The organism is Rothia sp. HMSC078H08 (assembly GCF_001808955.1).
Classification (GTDB): domain Bacteria; phylum Actinomycetota; class Actinomycetes; order Actinomycetales; family Micrococcaceae; genus Rothia.
The window spans coordinates 186296-208033 of record NZ_KV795254.1 but is presented as its reverse complement, the minus strand read 5'-3'; the positions used below and the strand labels follow the sequence as shown (position 1 = coordinate 208033).

Sequence of the window (21738 nt, the reverse complement as noted above, 5' to 3'; positions counted from 1 at the left end):
ACACTTCACCCCAATTTATAGCGTTCTTTTCTGAAGTGTTCGTCGTTGAAGACGGTGCGTAAGCGGGACGGGTTGAGAAAAAACTACCTACCCTGCTTCTCTTCGCTTCTCTTCACTGCGGGATTTCAAAGTGCCGGCCCAAAAATAAAGATGGTGCCGCTCACTTTCGTGATTATTTTCCCGCTCGAATGACTGCACTTTATGAAGAATGCCCGCACGATAAATAACACCAGATAAGGAGCCCGGCGTGGCTTTTGTGAATAAAACAATGCTCCATATCGACCATTCCGAATTGCACTCTCTGCAACAGGAAACTTCGTGGGAGGCTCTACCCGAGGAAGCACGCGCTCTCAGCGTTGCGGCGGCTTTCTCCCTGCTCCGCCATTTTGAGCGCGCTCAGGACCGTGGCGAGAAGGTTTTCTTCCCCGATATGTACACCCCCGTAGGTGTGGACCTGGGGTTCAACATGACTCAGCGTTTCATTGCGGTCGGTGACAATGTTCTCTTCCGTGAGGCACTCAATAAGCTGATCGCAGCGCTGGTCAATGCTGACTATCTTGAGGTGTCCCTCAGCCAGTTGCATCCCGGCAACCTGCACTACACCCTCAGCGAGGCTGGCCGCGAGCTACTCGGTACCCCGAAGGAACAGCAGGCGCAGGCGCTCCTGCCGGTTCTGCCCCTCCTCAGCGGCGTGTACCTCTACTACCTGAAGCAGTTCTACCCGGTTCTGCTCTCGCACATTACGGTGCGTGAGCTTCTGCCCATCGTCCTAAGTGTTACCCCGTCCTACCCCGCAGCGGCGCCCGTGAAGATTCGTGAGCTGGTGCTGCGCGAGTGCGGTTTTGTGCAGGGCTGGTACGGTCTGTCGTACCTGGAGCAGCGCATCGTGGAGCCGGTGATTGCTCAGTCGCTGAGCCTGCTGACCCGCGAGGGCTACCTGCGCACCAAGACTATTCACGAACACACGGATTCTCCGCTGACTCTGTACTCGCTGTCGCCTTCGGCGAAGGAGCTGGTGGCACGCCACGAGGAGACCGGCGTGCCGGCAAGCGAGCTGAGCTCCGTGCTGGCGCTGGTAAAGGATGAGGGTGCCTCCATTACGGCTGAGGATATTGCCGCAACCGATGCTCTGCTGACCCATATGGGCGTTCTTCTGCTCGACACCCTCAACGACCACGGCGCCGATGTGGAGCTGAGCCTTCCGAGCCTGGAGCAGGTCTTTGACCGCGACGAGCGCATTCAGCAGGCGTCCTCGAACCCCTATTTTGTGCAGATTGACGCGCAGGATTACCTCTACGATGTGCTGATTGCCCACCACTACCTCTCCGAGCGTGAGACCGTCTACTCGCTGGGTCCTGCTTTCGCGCTGGCTCTGGCGCAGATGGTTGAGCCGAGCGTTCAGAAGCTGGTGGCTTCGGCTCTGCTCGATCCTGCGGCGGTGGATGCTCTGCCGTACCCGCATCAGCTACTGCATCCGATTCTGAAGATTGTTGAGGAGAACCCGCGTATCTCCTACTACGACATTTACGATGAGTTGAAGCTCGCTCTGGATATCCCGTACCTGCAGGGTGAGGTTGCGCCGCACCGTTATAAGCTGACCCCGCGTCTGCGTAACCGCTATTCGGTGGCGATGCACGTGCTCAAGGGCGAACGCTACCTGAACGCTCTGCGTGAGGGTACGGGCCGTACCTCCCGCAAGAACCCGGAGCGTTACGAGCTGAGCGAGGCGGGTAAGGAGCTGCTCAAGCGTTTCCCGGAGGGTGCTCCGGAGGCGGTGACCGCCCGCATGGCGCCGCTGCCGCCGCAGTCGCTCAAGCACAAGCTGCCTCAGGATATTGCGGCTGAGCTGCAGGCTCGTGAGGAGGCTCTTCAGGCTGCTAAGGAGGCGCGCGCGGCGGAGCGTCAGGCTCGCCTGGCGGCTCGTGAGGGTGCGCGTGAGCCGTTGGCTCCGGTGCCGGGTGCTTCTCCGGCGTTGTTGGCGCGTCCGGCTGGTTCGCCGGTGGCAACTACTACCCAGGCGGTTACTACCCAGGCGCCCGCTGAGGTTCCGGCGGCGGTTGCTCCGGCTACCACCCAGTCTACTGTGTCCGTTCCTACTGTTTCTGCACCCGTTGCGGCTCCCGTTCAGTCGGTTGTTTCCGCTCCCGTTGTTTCGGCAGCTGAGCCTTCGGCCGCTCTGCAGGTTGCTGCCGCCCAGGTGCGTGAGGCTCTGAAGCGTTACCGTCAGGTCTTCCGCCGTGAGGCGCTGGCTCCGGCACTGGCGCAGGTGTCTGAGGAGCGTTTCCGTAGCATTGGTTTTGATCTGTTCCTGATGCGCGGCTACACGGTGGAGGCTCTGGAGGCTCAGGGCGTAGATGGTGTGGCAACTCCCGCCACCGGTGAAAAAGAACGCGCATTCTACGTGCGTACTCTGCGCCCGGTAGCGAACGGTGTGCTGTCCGCGAGCGTTCAGCCGCAGGATATTACCGCGTTCTTCCTGGCGATTCACGCCCGCGGCGGTCAGCTCGGCACCTTCATCACGAACGCGGCGTTCAGCGATGAGGCGTACGACGAGTTCATCCGCTGCTCGACCAAGTACCCGAACATTCTGGTGGATTTGGTGTCCGGCGATGAGCTGCAGGACCGCCTCATTGCGCACCGCCTCGGCGTGGTCGAGAGCGCAAACGGTCTGCTGGAGCTGAACGGTGAATACTTCGCCGGCTAAGTCACCAGCTAGCAGCTTTTAGCCCATCTTGGGTATGCCCCGGTTTTCTCTCTCCTGCACGTTCAGGTGGGAGAAAGCCGGGGCATTTTCGCGCCTGCGCCCCGGTGAGTTGTCCACAGGTGAGCCCTTTTCGTCGTGTTCGGTGCCGCTCAGCCCGTAATATTGCCGGTTTAAGCGAGCTAAATCACCGAAAATCGTGGTTGGAGGCACACCCCTGCGTTAGGATATGAACATGAGCACTTACCAGGAACTTCCCAGCATCTACCGATTGAAGCGCTCGCTGACCGACGTCGATCAGATTGCTAACGAATACTTTGAAAAGGTCCTCGACCTGAACCCCGTCCATGCAACCGAGCTTGGTCGTAAGGGCGTAGAGACCCTGTACCCCGATTACTCGCCCGCCGGCGAGAAGGCTTTTGCGCGCCTTGCGAAGAAGACTTTGAAGAAGGTCGATAACGTCCTGCCTATTGATGACGTTGACCTGGTCACCCTGGATGCTCTGCAGGAGCGTCTGAGCCTGTACCGCAAGCAGTACAAGGCTGGTTTTGGCGGCTGGCAGCTGAACAATATTGCGTCCGTCCCGCAGGAAGTGCGCTCGGTCTTTGACCTGATGAAGCGCAACACCCAGCAGGATTGGGAGCATATTGTTGGGCGTATGCACCGCGTCACCGAGGCACTGGAGGGATACATCCAGACTCTTGAGGCGGCTCGTGAAGAGGGTAAGGTTGCCCCGCGCCGCCAGGTGGATATTGTCATTGAGCAGACCGCCGCGTACTACGCTCCCGGTGGTTTCTTTGATGATTTGGCGGCTGAGGTCGCCGAGGCTGTCCCCGCGCTGAAGGATGAGGCTGCCGCAGGTGCCGAGGCTGCAAAGGAAGGCTACCGCCGCCTCAACAGCTACCTGGTGGAGAAGCTGCTGCCGGTCGCTCCCTCCCGCGACGCTGTGGGCCGTAAGGCGTACAGCCTGCACTCCCGTTCGTTCCTGGGTACCACCATTGACCTGGACGAAACCTACGCATGGGGCGTGAAGGAGCTGGAGAGCATTATCGCTCGTCAGCGTGAGGTTGCCGAGGAGATTGAGCCGGGCGCAAGCATTGAGCGTGCGAAGCAGCTGCTCGATGAAGATCCGGCACGTCAGCTGCACGGCACCGATGAGCTGAAGGCGTGGATGCAGAAGCTCGCCGACGCCGCCGTGGAGAACCTGGCGGGTAGCCACTTTGAAATTGGCGGCCCCATGCGCCGCATTGAGTGCTGCATTGCGCCCACGAACGAGGGCGGTATTTACTACACCGGCCCCTCCCCCGATTTCTCGCGTCCGGGCCGCATGTGGTGGTCGGTTCCCGAGGGTGAGGATACGTTCACTACCTGGCGTGAAACCTCCACCGTGTACCACGAGGGCGTTCCGGGCCACCACCTGCAGATCGCTATCGCTACGGCGCTGCAGGGCACCATGAACTCCTGGCGCACGAACATGCTGTGGGTTTCCGGTCACGGTGAGGGCTGGGCGTTGTACGCCGAGCGCCTCATGGAGGAGCTGGGCTACCTGAAGGATCCGGGTGACCGCATGGGCATGCTGAACGCTCAGCGTATGCGCGCCGCCCGCGTGGTCTTCGATATTGGTGTTCACTGCGAGATGCCGATTCCCGCGGAGTGGGCTGAGCAGCTGGGCGTTGAGCCGGGCACCATCTGGACCTCTGAGCTGGGTTACGAGTTCTTGAAGCTGAACCTGGACGAGTCCGAGGGTCACCTGCGTTTCGAGTTCCTGCGTTACCTGGGTTGGCCGGGTCAGGCGCCGAGCTACAAGATTGGCGAGCGCCTCTGGCTGGAGTTGCGTGATCAGGCTGTGCGCCGCGGCGATGATATTCGTGCGTTCCACACGCGTGCGCTTCTGCTCGGTTCGGTGGGTCTGGATACTCTGCGCCGCGCCCTGACCGATGAGATGATGCTCCCTCTGGACACTGAGGATGACGACGATGAGGACGATGACGAGTAGCCTCTAGCCTGCTCGCTCCTCGTCGAGTGGTTTTCTAGAGTCTCTGAACTGGAGTCCCTGAACTAGAGCCTTGAGATTAGGAACTCTATAGATGAAGCCCCCGCTTCAGCTTTGCGGCTGATGCGGGGGCTTCGCTGTATTTTCGTGTCTTCTGCAGGATATATCTTCTGGGGGCTATGTCTTCTGAAGGCTATCCGAAGTTTGCGGCACCGGGGTCCGTGGTGCCGAATCCCATGCCGGTGGAGTCGTTCAGATCCACCAGGTGCGGGGCAAAGCGGCACCAGTAGTCGGTGAGCGCGCCATTCGATTCGCGGATGCCCACGCCTACGGTGCGTCCGTCGACCACCCACACGCCGAGAATGGGGTGGCTGACCGGATTGATGATGCCCTCGTAGCGCGGTGCCGGGATGTACTCCTGGTAGATGAATTCGCTTTCGGGGGCGTTGGCGAAGAAGTCGTCGTCTTCGGGCTTGATGAAGACGTCGTAGTCGGGGGCGTAGATTTCTACGCCGTCGCCTTCGCGTCCGAAGATGGGTTTGCGAACCCAGTTGCGCATGCCGCCGCGGTGACCCGCGTAGGTGGGTACGAGGTTCGGGTGGCCGGGGTACTTATCCCAGAGCGCGGCAAGCAGCAGCTTATTGGAGAGGAACATCTTCCACGCCGGCTCAATCCAGCGGTCCATGGCGCCGTGGTAGGCGAAGAGGAGCTTGTCGTAGCCTGCTTCGCTGTCGGTGACCAGGTCTTCCCAGGGGTAGAGCTTGAAGAGGTTGGTGATGGCGCGGCCTTGTGCGTCCTCCCAGCTCTTGGTGTCCTCGTTGAAGATGACTTCGTCGATGGGCATCATGTGGGTTTTGATGCCCGCCTGCTGCGCCGCGTAGGCGATGAGCCAGAGGTTGTTGTAGTCCTCGTTGTTCTCGTCAATCTCGGGGCTCACGTGCGCCAGGTGCAGTACGGGCTGCACGCCGGCGGCAATTTCGGCTGCGAAGATGTGGCGCCAACGGTTGGTGAAGGCTTCGCCGATTTCACCCCAGTGGGCGTAGCCGCGGGTATCGAGGCGCTGGTCTTTCGCCCAGGTTTTCTGGCTGACTGCCGCCTCCACGATGCCAGTGGGGGTGTCTGCGTTGTATTCGAGCAGCTTCATGGGGTCGCCAGGCACGCCCGAGTAGGTGAAGTCGAAGCGTCCGTAGAAGTCGGCGTCGCGGCGGTTCCAGGATTCTACGGCGAGGTTGAACGCCGCCTGGGGCAGACCGAGGGTGCCGAACGCGCCGGAGGCAATGTACTCGACGGTTTCCAGGCACATGCGGTGCATTTCTTCCGCCTGGGCGCGCACAGAGTCCATTTCTTGCGGGCTGAAAATGTAGGCGGCGTATTCGTTCCAATAGTGGTCGGTGTCGTGGGGGCCGTCCACGCTGTAGGTGAGGCCTTCCTCAATGATGACGTTCTCCCAGTCGGGTCGGCCGACGGGAAATTCTTCACGGCGCATGAGGGGCTAGGCTCCTTCGAAGTAGTGATTGGAAAATAGTGAGGAAAATGCGGGCGGGACCGTTCAGTCCCTGCCCGCATTTAGTGTGATGGCTTATGGCTTAGCCGCCGGAGGTACCGCCACCGGACTTGGAGCCGCCACCGAAACCGCCCTTGCTACCTGACTTCGAGGAAGAGCCAGACTTGGACGAAGAACCCGATTTAGACGAGGAACCGGACTTCGAGGACGAACCCGACTTCGAGGTGTTCGACTTGCTGTAGGAGCCGGTGCTACCGCTATTGCTGGTGCCCTGCTTACCGCTGGAGACCGAGCCGGTGGTCTTATTACGCACCGAAGAGGTCTTACCGGAGTTATTGGTGCTGGTCACCTTACCCGAGGAGACAGTGGAGGACTTCTTCGCACTACGGTAGGAGTCTTCGAAACTACCGCCCTTGGAGGACACGCCGCTGTAGACGGTGCCGTTGCTGGGGCGGGTGGTGCTGCCTCCGGAGAGCTTAGTGCCCACACCCGGAACCGTGGGGGTGCCGGTGGAGTTTGCGGCACTCTGGCGACCTAGGTAGTACCAGAGGAACGCATTCGAATTATTGTGAGTGGTGGTCGAACCAGAAGTGCCCGAAGACCCAGAAGATCCGGAGGAACTAGAGGAACCCGACGAGTTCGAGGAGCCCGAGGAATCGCTGCTGGATGAGTCGGTCGGCTCCTGAACGCCTGCCTTCTCACATTCGCTATCTTCCACGCGCAGGCCGGTCTTCGCATCCTGGCAGACGCGGGCGTACTCTTCGCCCTGCGACAGGAACGCGTTCTCTTCCTGGTGCATGGAGTTGTAGGCGAAGATGCCACCGCCAACCAGCAGCACGCCAGCGCCCGCTACGGCAATCATCTTGGCGATGCCGGGGCGGGTCGCGCCCAGGTTCAGGGTCTGCTGGGCAGAGGTCTGTGCGGCGCGGGTAGCAAAGTTGGCGACTGCTTCCATGCGGTTGCCGGGCTTCTTCGGGCCGTTGGGGGTGGTGGTTCCGCCGGGGTATTGGGGAGCAGAACTCATGCATCTCTCCTTGAAAGGTGGTGCGTGGCGTATTGCTCAACGCGTATATGAAGCTGAGTGGGTACAGCATCATCCGGCGACTTTCGCCGGACTATCGGTGTGATTCCAGCATATCAAGCTCTAGCTTTCGGCTTATTAGCTGACGGCAAAATCTCAGCAAGCTTCCCCGCATGTTGCGCAGTTGTTTCCTTTCTGTTTGCTTTTGCGGCGATTCCTAATTAACTATCAGCCAATTTAACCGCCTATGTGGGGGGCAACTGGCGGCGTTGCTGGTTGGGCAGCTGGGTTGGGCTGCGTTGCTGGTTAGACTGCGGGATGTACAGCCGAAAGATGCCACAGGATGGTCACGGTTCGTCACACATCCCCTACACTGCACCGGATTGAAACACTTCTTCACACAAACTCGCGCGCGAGTGCACAAAAGTTTTAGAGTATGCCACATGTCTACACCGCATGCATCATCTCGTTCACGTCTGCCCAAGTGGGCTACGTCTTTCGGCAACCAAATCATTGCCTCCCTCATTCTGGGTATTGTTCTCGGCGCGCTCGCCCTCGCACTGGGCGGGGATGCGAAGAGCAACCCCAACTGGCTCATGGTGACCCTGGATACCATTGGTTCCTCCTACGTCACCCTGCTGAAGGCGGCTGTTGTTCCGCTGATTTTCACCGCCGTGGTCGCCTCCATCTCTAACCTGTCGCAGGTAACGAACGCGGCGCGTCTGGCGGTTAACACGCTCATCTGGTTTGCGATTACCGCGTTCTTCGCGGTGCTCATTGGTATTGCGATGGGCCTCATTGTTCAGCCGGGCGTGGGCGCGCAGGTGCAGGGCAAGGCGTACACCGGCTCGACCGGTTCGTGGACCGCGTTTTTGACCGGTCTGATTCCGGTGAACTTCCTGGGTCTGGGTGTCAGCGCTAAGTCCGGTGATTCCGGCATCACCGCCTCGGCAAACTTCAACGTGCTGCAGATCCTGGTCATTTCCGGCGCGGTCGGCATTGCCGCGCTGAAGGTCGGTGAGGCAGCCAAGCCGTTCATTGACGTGGTCAAGAGCGCTCTGGCGATTATTCAGAAGATTCTGTGGTGGATTATTCGCCTGGCACCGCTGGGTACCGTGGGTCTGATTGCTAAGGCAGTGTTCGCGTACGGTTGGGCGTCGATGGGTTCGCTGGTCGCGTTCGTCATCGCCCTCTACATTGGCCTGCTGCTGGTCTTCCTCGTGGTCTACCCGATTATTGTTCGCGCGAACGGTCTGTCGGTCCGCCAGTACTTCTCGGGTGTGTGGCCGGCGCTCCAGCTGGGCTTCGTGTCCCGCTCTTCGATGGGTTCGATGCCGATGACCCAGACCGTTGCAGAACGTAACCTGGGTGTTCCCCGCGCCTACGCGTCCTTTGCCGTTCCGCTGGGTGCAACCACTAAGATGGACGGCTGCGCTTCGGTTTACCCGGCTCTTGCCGCAATCTTTGTAGCTCAGTTCTACGGTATTCAGCTGGACTTCACCCAGTACCTGCTGATTGTGATGGTGTCCGTGCTCGGTTCGGCAGCGACTGCCGGTACGACCGGCGCTATCGTGATGCTGACCCTGACCCTTTCCACTCTGGGTCTGCCGCTGGACGGTGTGGGTCTGCTCCTGGCGATTGACCCGATCGTTGACATGGGTCGTACCGCCCTGAACGTTGCCGGTCAAGCTCTGGTTCCCGCGATTGTGGCTCGCCGCGAGGGCATCCTGGATGAGGAGCTTTACAACGCTCCCCGTTCGGAGGGCGGCTTCGTGGCTCAGGAATTCTACGATGAGCGCATCGCCGGTGAGGCGCAGCGTCTGCACGAGGTGGAGGACAACACCGTCGCGGCACGCCGCTAACCTGGCGACTCTTGAAGCTACACGGCGCTAGGCTGTACTGCCTAGCGCCGTGTAGCTTTCTCGCTCTCGTGCCCCAACATGGATGACATACTTTTGCCAAACGTCATAAAACGTCACGATTGATTCTTCTTTTCTTTAATGTTTGAGAAGAGTTATGATTTTGAACGGCGTGTTCCATCTCCTACGTGGTTGAGGGGGATGGGACACGCTCTTTCTCTATATCCCCTGCTTTTCCGCTCCCTCCCACCGGCTTCTCAGCACCCTCAATCTGCACCCGAGAGTAAGGGTCACTCGTGAGGCTCTAAAATAGAACCTATGAGTACCACACCGACCCGATTGATTCTTGCCTCCGCCTCCCCGGCACGCCGCAAGCTCCTGGAAGACTCCCGCATCGCGTTCACGGTGCGCGTCTCCTCCGTAGATGAGGACGCCGCGCTCGCTACCGCCAACGAACAGGCGCGAGCGCAGGGACGTGCGGGACTCACCCCGGCTGAAACCGCCTCCCTGCTGGCGCAGTTGAAGGCGCAGGCAGTTGCCGCTGAACTTGCCGCCGAGGGTGTGCGCGATGCGCTGGTTCTGGGATGCGATTCGGTCTTCGAGTTTGACGGCGTTGCCTACGGTAAACCGCACACTGCCGAGGCGGCACGCGAGCGCATCAGCGCAATGAGCGGCAACCACGGCGTGCTGCATACCGGTCACGCGCTCGTGGATTTGCGCGGTCTTGAGCCAGGTGCCGAGCTGTCCGCTACTTCTGGGCTGCCCACCGTTTCTGAGTTGCCTACCGTCTCCGAACTACGCAGCGCCACCGTCCACTTTGATACGCTCAGCCCCGAGGAAATCGAGGCGTACATTGCCACCGGCGAGCCGCTCTGGGTGGCGGGATCCTTCACCCTCGACGGTTACGGTTCGGCGTTTATTCGCGGTATTGAAGGTGAGTTCCACACGGTGGTGGGTCTGTCCATCCACGCGCTACGAGATATGCTGCGACGCCGCAAGGTTGCTGTGACCGATTTGTGGCTGGCGCCCCAAGATGAGGATTAGATTCAGCGCAATCGTATAAATCTGTCTCAAAGCGCGCCCTGCAATACACATTGTTGAACACCAATCGATAAGATAGAACAGTATGATGCGCGTTATATTCGCCAATCCCGCCGATTCTAGATATCCTTTTCGGCAGGAGATTAAAGGAGAGCTTTAAGTGACTCAGCACCAGGCAGAAGCCGCCAAGAAATTTACTGCAGTCCCCGGCCGTCACACCGGCCCGGTCAGCAAGATTCTGATCGCTAACCGCGGTGAAATTGCTGTCCGCGTGATTCGCGCAGCCCGCGATGAGGGTCTGCAGACCGTCGCCGTCTACGCTGACCCGGACCGCGACGCCCAGCACGTGAAGCTTGCCGATGAAGCCTACGCTCTCGGCGGTGCCACTGCGGCGCAGTCCTACCTGGTGATGGATAAGCTCATTGAGATTGCTATCCGCTCCGGCGCTGACGCCGTGCACCCCGGTTACGGTTTCCTGTCTGAGAACGCGCAGTTCGCTCAGAAGTGCATCGACGCGGGTCTGACCTGGATTGGCCCCTCCCCCGAGTCCATTACCCAGCTGGGCGATAAGGTGGCGGCACGCCACATCGCGCAGAAGGTGGGCGCTCCCCTGGTGCCCGGCACCAAGGATCCGGTCAAGTCCGCCGATGAGGTTGTTGCCTTCGCGGATGAGCACGGTCTGCCCATTGCGGTGAAGGCCGCATTCGGTGGTGGTGGCCGCGGCATTAAGGTTGCCCGTGACCGCGAGAGCATCGTCGAGATGTACGAGTCCGCTGTTCGCGAGGCTACCGCGGCGTTCGGTCGCGGCGAGTGCTTCATCGAGCGTTTCTTGGATTCGCCCCGCCACGTTGAGACCCAGTGCCTGGCGGATGCGCACGGCAACGTCGTGGTGGTTTCCACCCGTGACTGCTCCCTGCAGCGCCGTAACCAGAAGCTCGTTGAGGAGGCGCCCGCCCCCTACCTGAGTGATGAGCAGAACGAGCGTCTGTACGAGGCGTCCCGCGCGATTCTGCGTGAGGCTGGCTACCAGGGTGCCGGCACCTGTGAGTTCCTGGTCGGCACCGACGGCACCATCTCCTTCCTTGAGGTGAACACTCGTCTGCAGGTGGAGCACCCCGTCTCCGAGGAGATTTCCGGTCTGGACCTGGTTCGTGAGCAGTTCCGTATTGCCCGCGGCGAGAAGATTGAGGAGAAGGACCCGGTTCTGCGTGGTCACTCCTTCGAGTTCCGTATTAACGGTGAAGATGCGGGCCGTTCCTTCATGCCCGCCCCCGGCACCATCGAGAAGCTGACCGTGCCCACCGGCCCCGGTGTTCGCTGGGATTCTGGCTTCGTGGCTGGCGACGTTATCGGCGGCAACTTCGACTCCATGCTGGCTAAGCTCATTGTTACCGGCGCAGATCGTGAGCAGGCTCTGCAGCGTGCCCGCCGTGCCCTGGCTGAGCTGACCATTGAGGGCATGCCCACCGTCGTCCCGTTCCACCGCGTCGTGCTGGACGACCCCGCATTCGCACCGGCTGAGGGCGGCGATTTCAAGGTGCACACCCGTTGGATTGAGACCGAGTTCAACAACACCATCCCCATGTACTCCGGTGCACCCGGTAACGTGAACTCTGACGAGGACGAGCGCACCACCATGGTGGTCGAGGTCAACGGTAAGCGTTTGGAGGTGTCCCTGCCCGAGCTGGGCGGTGGCGCTAAGCCTGCCGCTAAGCCCGCGTCCAAGACCCGTAAGTCCCGTTCGGCACGCGGCGCGGCAAAGGGTGGCGGCGATGAGCTGACCAGCCCCATGCAGGGCACCATCGTGAAGGTTGCCGCATCCGACGGCGACACCGTCGCTGAGGGCGACCTGATTCTGGTGCTGGAGGCGATGAAGATGGAGCAGCCCATTACCGCGCACAAGGCGGGTAAGGTTTCGGGTCTGTCGGCCAAGGCCGGAGATACCGTCACCTCCGGTGCGGTGCTGGCGACCATCAAGTAACGCTTCGCTCGGTACTGAGGTCTCGCGACTGCGAGCGCCATAGGCTATACGAATCCCCCGGAAGGGTATGAGGTAATACCTCGTATCTTTCCGGGGGATTTTCTATGTCCGCTCTTGCCTGTTTAGGTGGGATTTACGCCGCTAACCCCTGTGTTCGCGTCCAGATAGTGGCTGTATTTGTTTGGGTTTTTCTGAACAGAGTTATAATGTTGCACTTTAGAGGAGCCTTTCAGAATCCGACGCCTGCCGCACCCCACCCGGTGCGGTCACGGCACCCAGTACGCGCCTACGGCATACCCGCCTCCCGCGCTGACCGGCAACGGAACACCTACCTCAGGCTCCTTGCGTACACACAAATTCACCATCTCGGGAGTTTTCCTCATGAGCGCTTCTGCATCCGACACGAAAGCGTCTGCTGCACCGGTGAAGAATACGACTCCTCGCAGTCGAGTTATTCTCGCCTCGCTCGTTGGTACCACCATCGAGTTCTACGATTTCTACATTTACGCCACTGCAGCAGTGGCTGTGTTCCCCGTGCTGTTCTTCCCCTCGAAGGACGCAACCACCGAGCTTCTGGCTTCCTTCGCTACCTTCGGCGTCGCATTCATCGCGCGCCCCCTCGGTTCCGTGATCTTCGGCCACTTCGGCGACAAGATCGGTCGTAAGGCTACCCTCGTCGGTGCACTGCTCACCATGGGTCTGGCAACCTTCATCATCGGTCTGCTGCCCACCTATCACCAGATTGGTCTGTGGGCACCGACCATGCTGACCATTATGCGTTTCTGCCAGGGCTTGGGCCTGGGCGGCGAATGGTCCGGTGCGGCGCTGCTCGCGAGCGAATACGCTGAGGATGGCAAGCGCGCCCGCGCCGCGATGTGGCCTCAGCTGGGTGCACCCATCGGCTTCGTGCTTGCGAACGGCTTCATGCTGTTGCTGACCAGCTGGATTACCTTCAACTCCGCAACCGACGCGAAGAACCTCGAGCACCCCTTCCTCATTTGGGGTTGGCGTATTCCGTTCCTGCTGTCCATCGTGATGGTCGCCGTTGGTCTGTACGTGCGTTTCAAGCTGGAGGAGACCCCCGTCTTCGCCAAGGCTGCCGCTAACAACGAGAAGGTGAAGACCCCGCTCGTTGAGGCGTTCAAGGTCGCTTGGTGGCCCATGATTCAGGGCACCTTCATCATGGTGGCATGCTATGTGCTGTTCTACCTGATGACCGCTTGGGTCCTCTCCTACGGTATCGGCAAGGCGGATAAGGGCGGCCTGGCTATCCCCTACCGCGAGTTCCTGATCATTCAGCTGATCTCCATCATCGGCTTCGCAATCTTCATCCCGATCTCGGGTTGGCTGGCTGACAAGTACGGCCGCCGCACCCAGCAGCTGTGGACCACCATCGCGATGGCGGTCTTCGGTCTGTCCTTCGGTCTGTTCATCTCTCCCTCCGTTGTTGGTACCGGCGCGAACGCAAACGCCGCTGTGGTTACCCTCTTCATCTTTATCGGTATGTGCCTGATGGGTCTGTCCTTCGGTTCCATGTCCGCATACCTGCCGGAGCTGTACCCCACTAACGTGCGTTACACCGCCAGCGGTATCGCCTACAACGTGGCGTCCATCCTCGGCGCGGCACTGACCCCGTTCGTGGCTGTTTGGTTGAACTCCACTTACGGTGTGGCTGCAGTGGGCGGCTACCTGGCATTCGCATCGATTCTGAGCGTTGTCTTCATTCTGCTCACTCACGAAACCCGTGACGTGGACATGAACGCCGTCAGCACCACGAAGTAAAGCTTCGCGGCGCTAAGCGTCTCTACGGCAAAGCGGTGGGGGTCACCTCCTGATTCTTAGGAACTCAGGAAGTGACCCCCACCGCTTTTGTGCGTTTCAGAGATTCTGTGAGCTTCTGAGATAGCGGCTCTCTACAAGCCCAGGGTATCTATGCGCCGGCTACAGGCCGCGAGTGTGCAGCTTGCGCGCAGCCTCAGCAATAGAGCCGGAGAGCGAGGGGTAAACCGTGAAGGTGTCCGCCAGGTCATCCACCGCGAGCTTCTTCTCCACAGCCAGGGCGATAGGGTAAATCAGCTCGGAGGCGCGCTGACCAACCACCACGCCACCGATGACGGTGCCGGAGTGGCGGCGAGCAAAAATCTTCACGAATCCATCGCGCATCGCCATCATCTTCGCGCGCGGGTTGGTGCTCAGCTGCAGGGTCACCGCATCGCCACGGTACGCCCCCTCGGCAAGGTCCTTCTCACTCACACCCACAGTCGCAATCTCCGGGGAGGTGAAGATATTTGCGGCAACCTTATCGGTACGCAGCGGGCGCACCGCATCACCGAGGATGTGCGCCATAGCGATACGGCCCTGCATTGCAGCCACGGAAGCCAGTGGGTACACGCCCGTGCAGTCGCCAGCGGCGTAAATGCTGTTCACGCTCGTGCGGGACACGCCGTCCACCTTAATATGGCCGCTCGGGGTCTGCTCCACACCGGCAGCTTCCAAGCCCAAATCCTCAGTGTTCGGAATCGAACCAATAGCCACCAGGCAGTGAGTGCCAGAGACCTTACGGCCATCGGACAGGGTCACGATGACACCTGAGCCGTCCTCAGTACGCTCAACAGCAGCCGCACGGGAACGCGGCATCACTCGCACGCCGCGACGCTCAAAGACGTCCTCCAGCACGCGAGCTGCGTCCTCGTCCTCACCGGGAAGCACACGGTCACGCGAAGACACCAGCGTAACCTTAGACCCCAGACCGTTATATGCCGAAGCGAACTCCGCACCGGTCACACCCGAACCAATCACAATCAGTTCCTCGGGAACTTCGGAGAGGTTGTACAGCTGAGTCCAGGTCAGGATGCGCTCGCCATCAGGCATACCGGTCGCCATTTCGCGCGGATGCGTACCCACCGACAGCATCACAAAGTCCGCCTGCAGGGGGTAGACCAGACCAGCTTCATCGGTCACCTGAACGGTGTGGCGGTCCAGGAGCTTACCGGTACCGTGAATAATCTTCACTCCTGCAGAAGCCAGGGCGCGCTTAATGTCGGCAGACTGCTGCTGAGCCAGGTCGCGGACTCGGCGGTTCACACGGTCCATATCAACACGAAGCTGCGGAGCCTTACCCTTCGTATTTTCAATGCCCAAGCTACCCGCCTCAGAGAAGCGGGTCATCATATCCGCCGTAGCGATTAGGGTCTTAGAGGGCACAACGTCAGTCAGAACGGCGGAGCCACCAATGGCATTACGCTCGATCAGAGTCACGTCCGCGTTGGATGCGGCAGCCACCATCGCCGCCTCGTAGCCGCCGGGGCCACCACCAATAATTACAATTCGCTGAGATGCGTAGTTCACCTTTGAAGTCATGCCTTAATTGTGAGCTATGCCGCCTGCGTGGGGCAAACGCACTCGCCGTGCAGATGTGCCATATTGTGGCAATCTGCACGGCGAGCATTTTCTGACGTGGCAACCCGGTATGACCGGGCACTCCCCTGCCCCTGTTTCCTCTAGTCCTCGAGAGCCTGCGGCTTCTCCGAATAAATCGAGTTAATGAACTTCTCAGCCCACTGCAGCATCGCGCCGTCCACCAAGTCCTTACCGCCAACCGGCATGGTCTTCGGGCGCGGAACCAGCGTCAGCCAGGTATCCATGCCCTTCGGCTGAGCGTGCGTGGACCCCGGATACACGCGCTTCAGACGCATCTGGCGGGACTCCGGCAGCGGCGTAGCGGTCACCACACGCACCTTCGGCCCCAATACCACCAGCTCATGAATACCGGCGGCACGGGCGTGCATACGCACCGTCGCCACGGCAAGCAGGTTCTCTACCGCCTCCGGCAGCTCGCCGTAACGGTCAACCAGTTCCTCGCGTGCCTCCGCAATCTTCTCTTCGGTATCGGCGGCGGCAATCTGGCGGTATGCCTGCAGGCGCAGACGCTCCGAGTCAATGTAGGTGTGCGGAATATGCGCGTTGACGGGCAGGTCAATCTTCGTCTCGATCTCGCGCTCTTCCTTCTCGCCGCGGTAGTTCGCCACCGCCTCGCCCACCAGACGCAGGTACAGGTCAAAACCGACACCGGCAATATGGCCGGACTGTTCGCCACCGAGCAGGTTGCCGGCACCGCGAATCTCCAGGTCCTTCATCGCGAGCTGCAGACCCGCACCCAGCTCATTGTGGGTCGCGACGGCCTTCAGACGCTCGTGCGCAATCTCGCCGAGGGTCTTATCCACCGGGTACAGGAAGTACGCGTAGGCGCGCTCGCGGCCACGACCCACACGTCCGCGCAGCTGGTGCAACTGGCTCAGACCGTAGTTCTGGGCGTGGTCCACGATGAGCGTGTTCGCGTTCGAAATATCCAGGCCCGTCTCCACGATGGTCGTGCACACCAGCACGTCAAAGCGGCGCTCCCAGAAGTCCACAATAATCTGCTCCAGGCGCGATTCGCTCATGCGGCCGTGGGCGGTGGCGATGCGCGCCTCCGGCACGAGCTTGCCGATTTCGGCGGCAACATCGTCGATGTCAGCCACGCGGTTGTGCACGAAGAAAACCTGTCCTTCACGCATGATCTCGCGGCGGATCGCGGCGGTAATCTGGCTGTCGGTACGCGGGCCGACGAAGGTCAGCACGGGGTGGCGCTCCTCCGGCGCGGTGGCAAGGGTGGAGGTCTCACGAATACCGGTTAGCGACATTTCCAGGGTGCGCGGAATCGGGGTTGCGCTCATGGCCAGCACGTCCACGTTGGTGCGCATCTGCTTGAGCTTTTCCTTGTGCTCCACGCCAAAGCGTTGTTCCTCGTCAATGATGACCAGGCCCAGGTCCTTGAACACCACGCTGTCCGAGAGGATGCGGTGGGTACCGATCACCACGTCCACCGCGCCGGATGCGATTTCTTCGGTAATCTGGCGGGTTTCTTTCGCCTTCTGGAAGCGGGAGAGCACGCGAATCTTCACGGGGAATCCCGAGAAGCGCTCGCTGAACGTCTCGTAGTGCTGCTGCGCGAGCAGGGTCGTGGGTACGAGTACGGCAACCTGTTTGCCGTCCTGCACCGCCTTGAATGCGGCACGCACGGCAACCTCGGTTTTGCCGAAGCCCACGTCGCCGGAGATGAGGCGGTCCATGGGGATTTCTTTCTCCATGTCCTCCTTTACCTCGTGAATGGCGGTGAGCTGGTCGGGAGTCTCGTTGTAGGGGAAGGACTCTTCCAGCTCTCGCTGCCAGGGGGTGTCTGCGGCGAAGGCGTGACCGCGCGAGGCCTGGCGTGCCGAGTAGAGTTTCACCAGGTCGGCGGCGATTTCCTTGACTGCCTTGCGAGCGCGGGACTTGGTCTTAGCCCAGTCACTACCGCCCATCTTGGACAGGCTCGGGTTCTCGCCACCCACGTAGTTGGAAATCAGATCCAGCTGGTCGGAGGGCACGAAGAGGCGGTCGGGTGCGCCGCCGCGCTTGGCGGGGGCGTACTCGATGACCAGGTATTCCTTCATGGGCTGCACGCCGTTGACCGGGGATGCACCAGCCACCGGGCGGGAGGTCATCTCGACGAACCTGCCGATGCCGTGGCGTTCGTGCACCACGTAGTCGCCGGGGTTCAGCGCGAGCGGGTCGACGGCGTTGCGGCGGCGGCGTGTCTTGAATTTTTGTCCGGCGGCGCCTCGGGGTGCGTAGGTTCCGCGGCGGCCGAGCAGTTCGGCTTCGGTGAAGACGGCGAGCTTCGCCTCCTCAACGAGGAAGCCTGCGGAGGCGGGCGCCTCGCACACCTCGACGATGCCGTGTTCGAGTTTGCCAGCGGGGTCGGCTTCGAGGCTGGTTCGGCGGGCTGCGGGTACGGCGGGTGCCCCTTCGCCGGAGTGGAAGAGGTCGATGAGTCGGTCAGTGGAGCCGCGGCCGTTGGTGAGGGCGAGGACGGTCCACTGTTGACGGATGAGGTCGCCGACCTGGCTGAGCATGCGTTCGACGGAACCGTTGAATGCGGTTGCGGGGGTGGCGTTGACGGTGTAGGTGTCGAATCCGTCTTCGATGGCGTCGGCGATGCCCTGGTTCTGGAGCGCCCCGGCGGCGTCTTCGAGTAGGTCTGCGTCGGTGACGAGTTCGGTGATTTCCCACCAGCTGAGCTTGGCTTCGAGTGCCTGTGCGGTGGTTTGGTCGATGGTGCGGAATCCACTGTCGCTCATGCGGAGCTGGCCGAGGTCGATGGGTGCTACTGCGTCGGCTTCTGCAGAGGTGTCCCATGCTGCGGCGAGGAATTCTTCGTTGGTGGCGACGAGGTCTTCGGCGCGGGCGCGCACGCGCTCGGGTTCGACGTTAATGATCATGGACCCTGCCGGCAGCAGCTCGGTGAGGGTGTTCATGGATTCGATGAGCAGCGGGGTGAGCGATTCCATGCCTTCGACGTAGATTCCGCCGGCAATCTTCTCAAGCATGGCTGCGGCTGCCGGGTAGTCGGCTTTCAGTCGTGCGGCGCGGCTCATGACCTCGGGGGTGATGAGCAGTTCGCGGCAGGGCAGCAGAGTGAGTTCGGTAAGCTCTTCTCCCCCACTGAGGGTGCGCTGGTCGGCGACGGAGAAGTGGCGCATTTCGTCGAGTTCGTCGCCGAAGAATTCGAGGCGGACGGGGGTAGTTGCGGTGGGCGGGAAGACGTCGATAATGCCGCCTCGTACGGCGTATTCGCCGCGCTTGGCGACCAGGTCTACGCGGGAGTATGCGGCGTCGTTGAGGCCACGCACCACATCTTTGAAGGGGTATTCTTCGCCGCGGACCAGGTGCACGGGTTCGAGCTTTTCGATGCCGGTGACGATGGGCTGGATGACCGCGCGTACGGGTGCGATAACAACCTGGGGGCGTTTAGCCGCATCCCCGGTCATGGCGCGCAGTACCTGCAGGCGGCGGCCTACGGTGTCGGAGCGCGGTGAGAGGCGTTCGTGGGGCAGGGTTTCCCAGGCGGGGAAGAGCGCGATGTCGGCGGCGGGCAGGTAGGAGCGCAGGGCTGCGGCGAGGTCTTCTGCTTGGCGGTCGGTGGGGGCGATGATGAGGCTGAGCGCTTCAGCGGTGGTATCGCGTACTGCGGTGGAGATGTCTGCAATGAGCGCGGCGTGGGTTCCGGCGACGGCGCCGATGAGGGTGCGTGCGCTACGTTCAGCGGGCTGTGCGGAGGCGGCGGTGCGGATCGCGGCCCAGCTGCTGAGTTGGTTGAGGGTGTTCAGGAGGGGGTGCAGGGGTGCCTCGAGGGGCTGTGCAGTAGCTTTTCGGGTGGTGCTCACGGGTTCTCCTGAGTCTGGGGTCTTCGCTTGCGGCGGTTGAGCTGGTGGAGGGCTGCTATGGATAGTCGGTATTGGGCGGTGCCGGTTTGGGGCGTCCGAGTGAATTTGCCTTTATTTCATGGTGCTTTTTGTGCGTTTTGGGGTGTTTTTTTGCGGCTTTTCCATTGTAGGACTTGTCCGCTTTTTCTGGCATTTTTCTCTTGTATTCTTCTGCGATGGAATATATTCCTTTTTGCACTCGGTTGTCGCTTTCGTGGGTGATATTTGAGTATGGTTTTCTTCCGTGTCTGTTCCTGTGCCACAACGCTCATCGCATGGGGCGCAAATCACACACTCATGAGCGTCTTTGCACTTTGTGCACCATTATTTTCACAGCTTAATCCTGTACCCTAATCATTAACGCTTACAGAAAAACCAGACAGTATATCCCCTTCCGGATTCTGTTTACCTCTTCCAACCAACCTCAGGTTTTCAGTACTTACTGCGGTTTTTCTAGTGCGCTAAATTCACCGTATCTTTCGATGTTTCTTCCGGAACGTCGCATCAGAAAGACGCATATGACAACCACATACACGAACAAACCCGCTGAAAAGCGCCATGCCCGTTCATGGTCTGCTAAAAAGTGGGCCGCTTTCGCACTCGCTTTTGGTACCGCTTTCACTGCGGCACCTCTTACTCCTACTACTCCCGCCTCGGCTACGACCGGAACCCATGACGGTTCCAGCAGCGATAAAGCGGCTGCTTCCTGTTACGAGGTCAAGCAGGTTAATCCTTCTGCCTCCTCTGGCACTTACTGGCTGTACACCCCGCAGATGAGCGGCCCGGCACAGTTCTACTGCGATCAGGAAACTGATGGCGGCGGCTGGGTCATGATTGGTCGCGGTCGTGAGGGTTGGACCGAGTCCTACAATGGCACCGGCGACCCGAATCAGCTGCATCAGAACCCCACCGGTCCTGCCGCTTTTACTCCGGTCCAGCTTCCCGCAAACACTGTCAATGCGCTGCTGAACGGCGTTAAGCCTCAGGACCTTCCCGACGGCATGCGCCTGCGCCGTGCTCACAATGCGAGGGGAACCCAGTGGCAGAACGTTTATGTTCAGCGTCCTCAGACTGAGCAGTGGACCTGGGCGATGAGCTACGGTCAGCGTTGGGGCACCGTGAAGTTCACCGGCGCCGGCATTAACCGCACCGCTCATATGGGCGGTTCCGCTTCGGAGATGGCTCCGGGCATTACCACCAGCTCTGTTCGTTTCTTCGCGAACCCGAACCAGGGCTACCAGATTGGTTTTGCGTACGGTGCACTGGTGAACTTCGGTAATGAGAATTCTGATTCGTATATTTACCACAAGCGCGGTTCCTTCGGTTACTCTATCCCCTTCACCCAGGTGTTCCTGCGCCCGAAGCTGACTCAGCGTGACTTGAACTTCTCGCAGATTGGTTCTGGCTCTGCCGCCAGCAACCGTCGTGCTCTGCCCAATAGCTACACGATGCCCGTTCGTTGGCGCACCAGTGAACAGACTGGCACCGGCAAGAAGAACGAGATGAACACTTACGTTCAGGCTATTACTCAGGTGGGCGACACCGTCTTCACCGGTGGCGACTTCAAGTATGTGGAGTCGGCTGGCGGCGAGCGCGTTGATCAGTCGTACCTGGCTGGTTACAACGTGGATTCGGGTGAGCTGGTTCGTTCCTTCCGCCCGACTTTCAACGGTCAGATTAAGGCTCTGGAGGCTCTGCCGAATAACCGCCTGGCGGTTGGTGGCGAGTTCACCGAGGTTAATGGCGAGAAGGTTGATCACTTCGTCATTCTGGATGCGACCACCGGTCAGATTGACCGCACGTGGGATGTTCAGGTTCAGCGCCGTAATGGTGCTGCCGCGCAGGTGAAGACCCTGCTGGTTCAGGATGGTTACCTCTACATTGGCGGTAACTTCACCCATGTAAAGGGCAATACGTCTAAGGCGTACGCTTACTCGCGTGGTGCCGCTCGTATTAAGCTCTCGAACGGTGCGGTGGATTGGAACTGGCGCCCGAACTTTAACGGTACGGTCAACGGTATTACCGCTGCGTCCGATAACTCGACTGTTCACGCTGCGGGTTACTTCACTGAGCTGAATAACCAGCGCGCGTTCCGCCTGGCGGCGCTGAATGGTTCTAACGCTTCGAACATTAAGTGGGAGTGGGAGCCGTCGCTGAAGCTGAACATTACTGACCGCATTGTGTACGCGTTCCAGTTCGATGTTCAGGATGCTGGTTCGACCGTGTGGACTGGCGGCGCTGACCACCTGATTGCGAACTACTCGAAGAACGGTTACGGCCGTATTTCTTCGTCTATCTCTAAGTACGGTGGCGACTGGCAGGATCTGCATCTGAGCGGTAACACCATTTACG

The 21738-nt window shown here is 60.3% G+C and carries 11 protein-coding genes; 7 read left to right on the top strand and 4 right to left on the bottom strand.

Annotated features, from left to right (window positions below; all coding sequences use genetic code 11):
- The first annotated feature begins 247 nt into the window (after nt 1-247).
- On the top strand, nt 248-2704 hold the full coding sequence (locus HMPREF2528_RS04425) for a restriction endonuclease (RefSeq protein WP_070542682.1): 2457 nt from the start codon (nt 248-250) through the stop codon (nt 2702-2704).
- A 232-nt stretch (nt 2705-2936) separates the two neighbouring features.
- Nucleotides 2937-4697, top strand: a complete 1761-nt coding sequence (locus HMPREF2528_RS04420) for a DUF885 domain-containing protein (protein WP_070542677.1) — start codon at nt 2937-2939, stop codon at nt 4695-4697.
- Nucleotides 4698-4887: 190 nt separating this feature from the next.
- On the opposite strand, the gene HMPREF2528_RS04415 is transcribed toward HMPREF2528_RS04420, so the two are convergent.
- Both HMPREF2528_RS04415 and HMPREF2528_RS04410 read right to left on the bottom strand, forming a co-directional pair.
- Nucleotides 4888-6180, bottom strand: coding sequence for a glutathionylspermidine synthase family protein (locus HMPREF2528_RS04415; RefSeq protein ID WP_070542674.1), 1293 nt, complete (start codon nt 6178-6180; stop codon nt 4888-4890).
- 100 nt (nt 6181-6280) lie between these two features.
- Nucleotides 6281-7222, bottom strand: a complete 942-nt coding sequence (locus HMPREF2528_RS04410; protein ID WP_044150695.1) for a hypothetical protein — start codon at nt 7220-7222, stop codon at nt 6281-6283.
- Nucleotides 7223-7662: 440 nt separating this feature from the next.
- Here HMPREF2528_RS04410 and HMPREF2528_RS04405 point away from each other — a divergent pair, with 440 nt between their 5' ends.
- The 4 genes from HMPREF2528_RS04405 to HMPREF2528_RS04390 all read left to right on the top strand — a co-directional run bounded on the left by HMPREF2528_RS04405 (nt 7663) and on the right by HMPREF2528_RS04390 (nt 13882).
- Entirely contained in the window at nt 7663-9081 is a 1419-nt protein-coding gene (locus HMPREF2528_RS04405; RefSeq protein ID WP_070542670.1) for a dicarboxylate/amino acid:cation symporter, read from the top strand.
- A gap of 315 nt (nt 9082-9396) precedes the next feature.
- Nucleotides 9397-10122 (top strand): Maf family protein, encoded by a 726-nt coding sequence (locus HMPREF2528_RS04400; RefSeq protein ID WP_070542666.1) that lies wholly within the window; start codon nt 9397-9399, stop codon nt 10120-10122.
- Nucleotides 10123-10279: 157 nt separating this feature from the next.
- Complete coding sequence (locus HMPREF2528_RS04395) at nt 10280-12100, top strand: acetyl/propionyl/methylcrotonyl-CoA carboxylase subunit alpha (protein ID WP_070542662.1); 1821 nt, start codon at nt 10280-10282, stop codon at nt 12098-12100.
- Between the two features lie 381 nt (nt 12101-12481).
- Nucleotides 12482-13882: an MFS transporter gene (locus HMPREF2528_RS04390; protein WP_070507813.1), complete on the top strand. Its 1401-nt coding sequence runs from the start codon at nt 12482-12484 to the stop codon at nt 13880-13882.
- 159 nt (nt 13883-14041) lie between these two features.
- Here HMPREF2528_RS04390 and HMPREF2528_RS04385 read toward each other — a convergent pair whose 3' ends face one another.
- A complete protein-coding gene (locus HMPREF2528_RS04385; RefSeq protein ID WP_049358705.1) occupies nt 14042-15460 on the bottom strand; it encodes an NAD(P)H-quinone dehydrogenase in 1419 nt (472 codons plus the stop codon).
- Between the two features lie 140 nt (nt 15461-15600).
- Nucleotides 15601-19347, bottom strand: coding sequence for a transcription-repair coupling factor (gene mfd / locus HMPREF2528_RS04380; RefSeq protein WP_070542659.1), 3747 nt, complete (start codon nt 19345-19347; stop codon nt 15601-15603).
- Between the two features lie 557 nt (nt 19348-19904).
- Here mfd and HMPREF2528_RS04375 point away from each other — a divergent pair.
- Nucleotides 19905-21738 (top strand): fibrinogen-like YCDxxxxGGGW domain-containing protein (locus HMPREF2528_RS04375; protein ID WP_070542655.1); only part of this gene is annotated, 1834 nt, incomplete at its 3' end.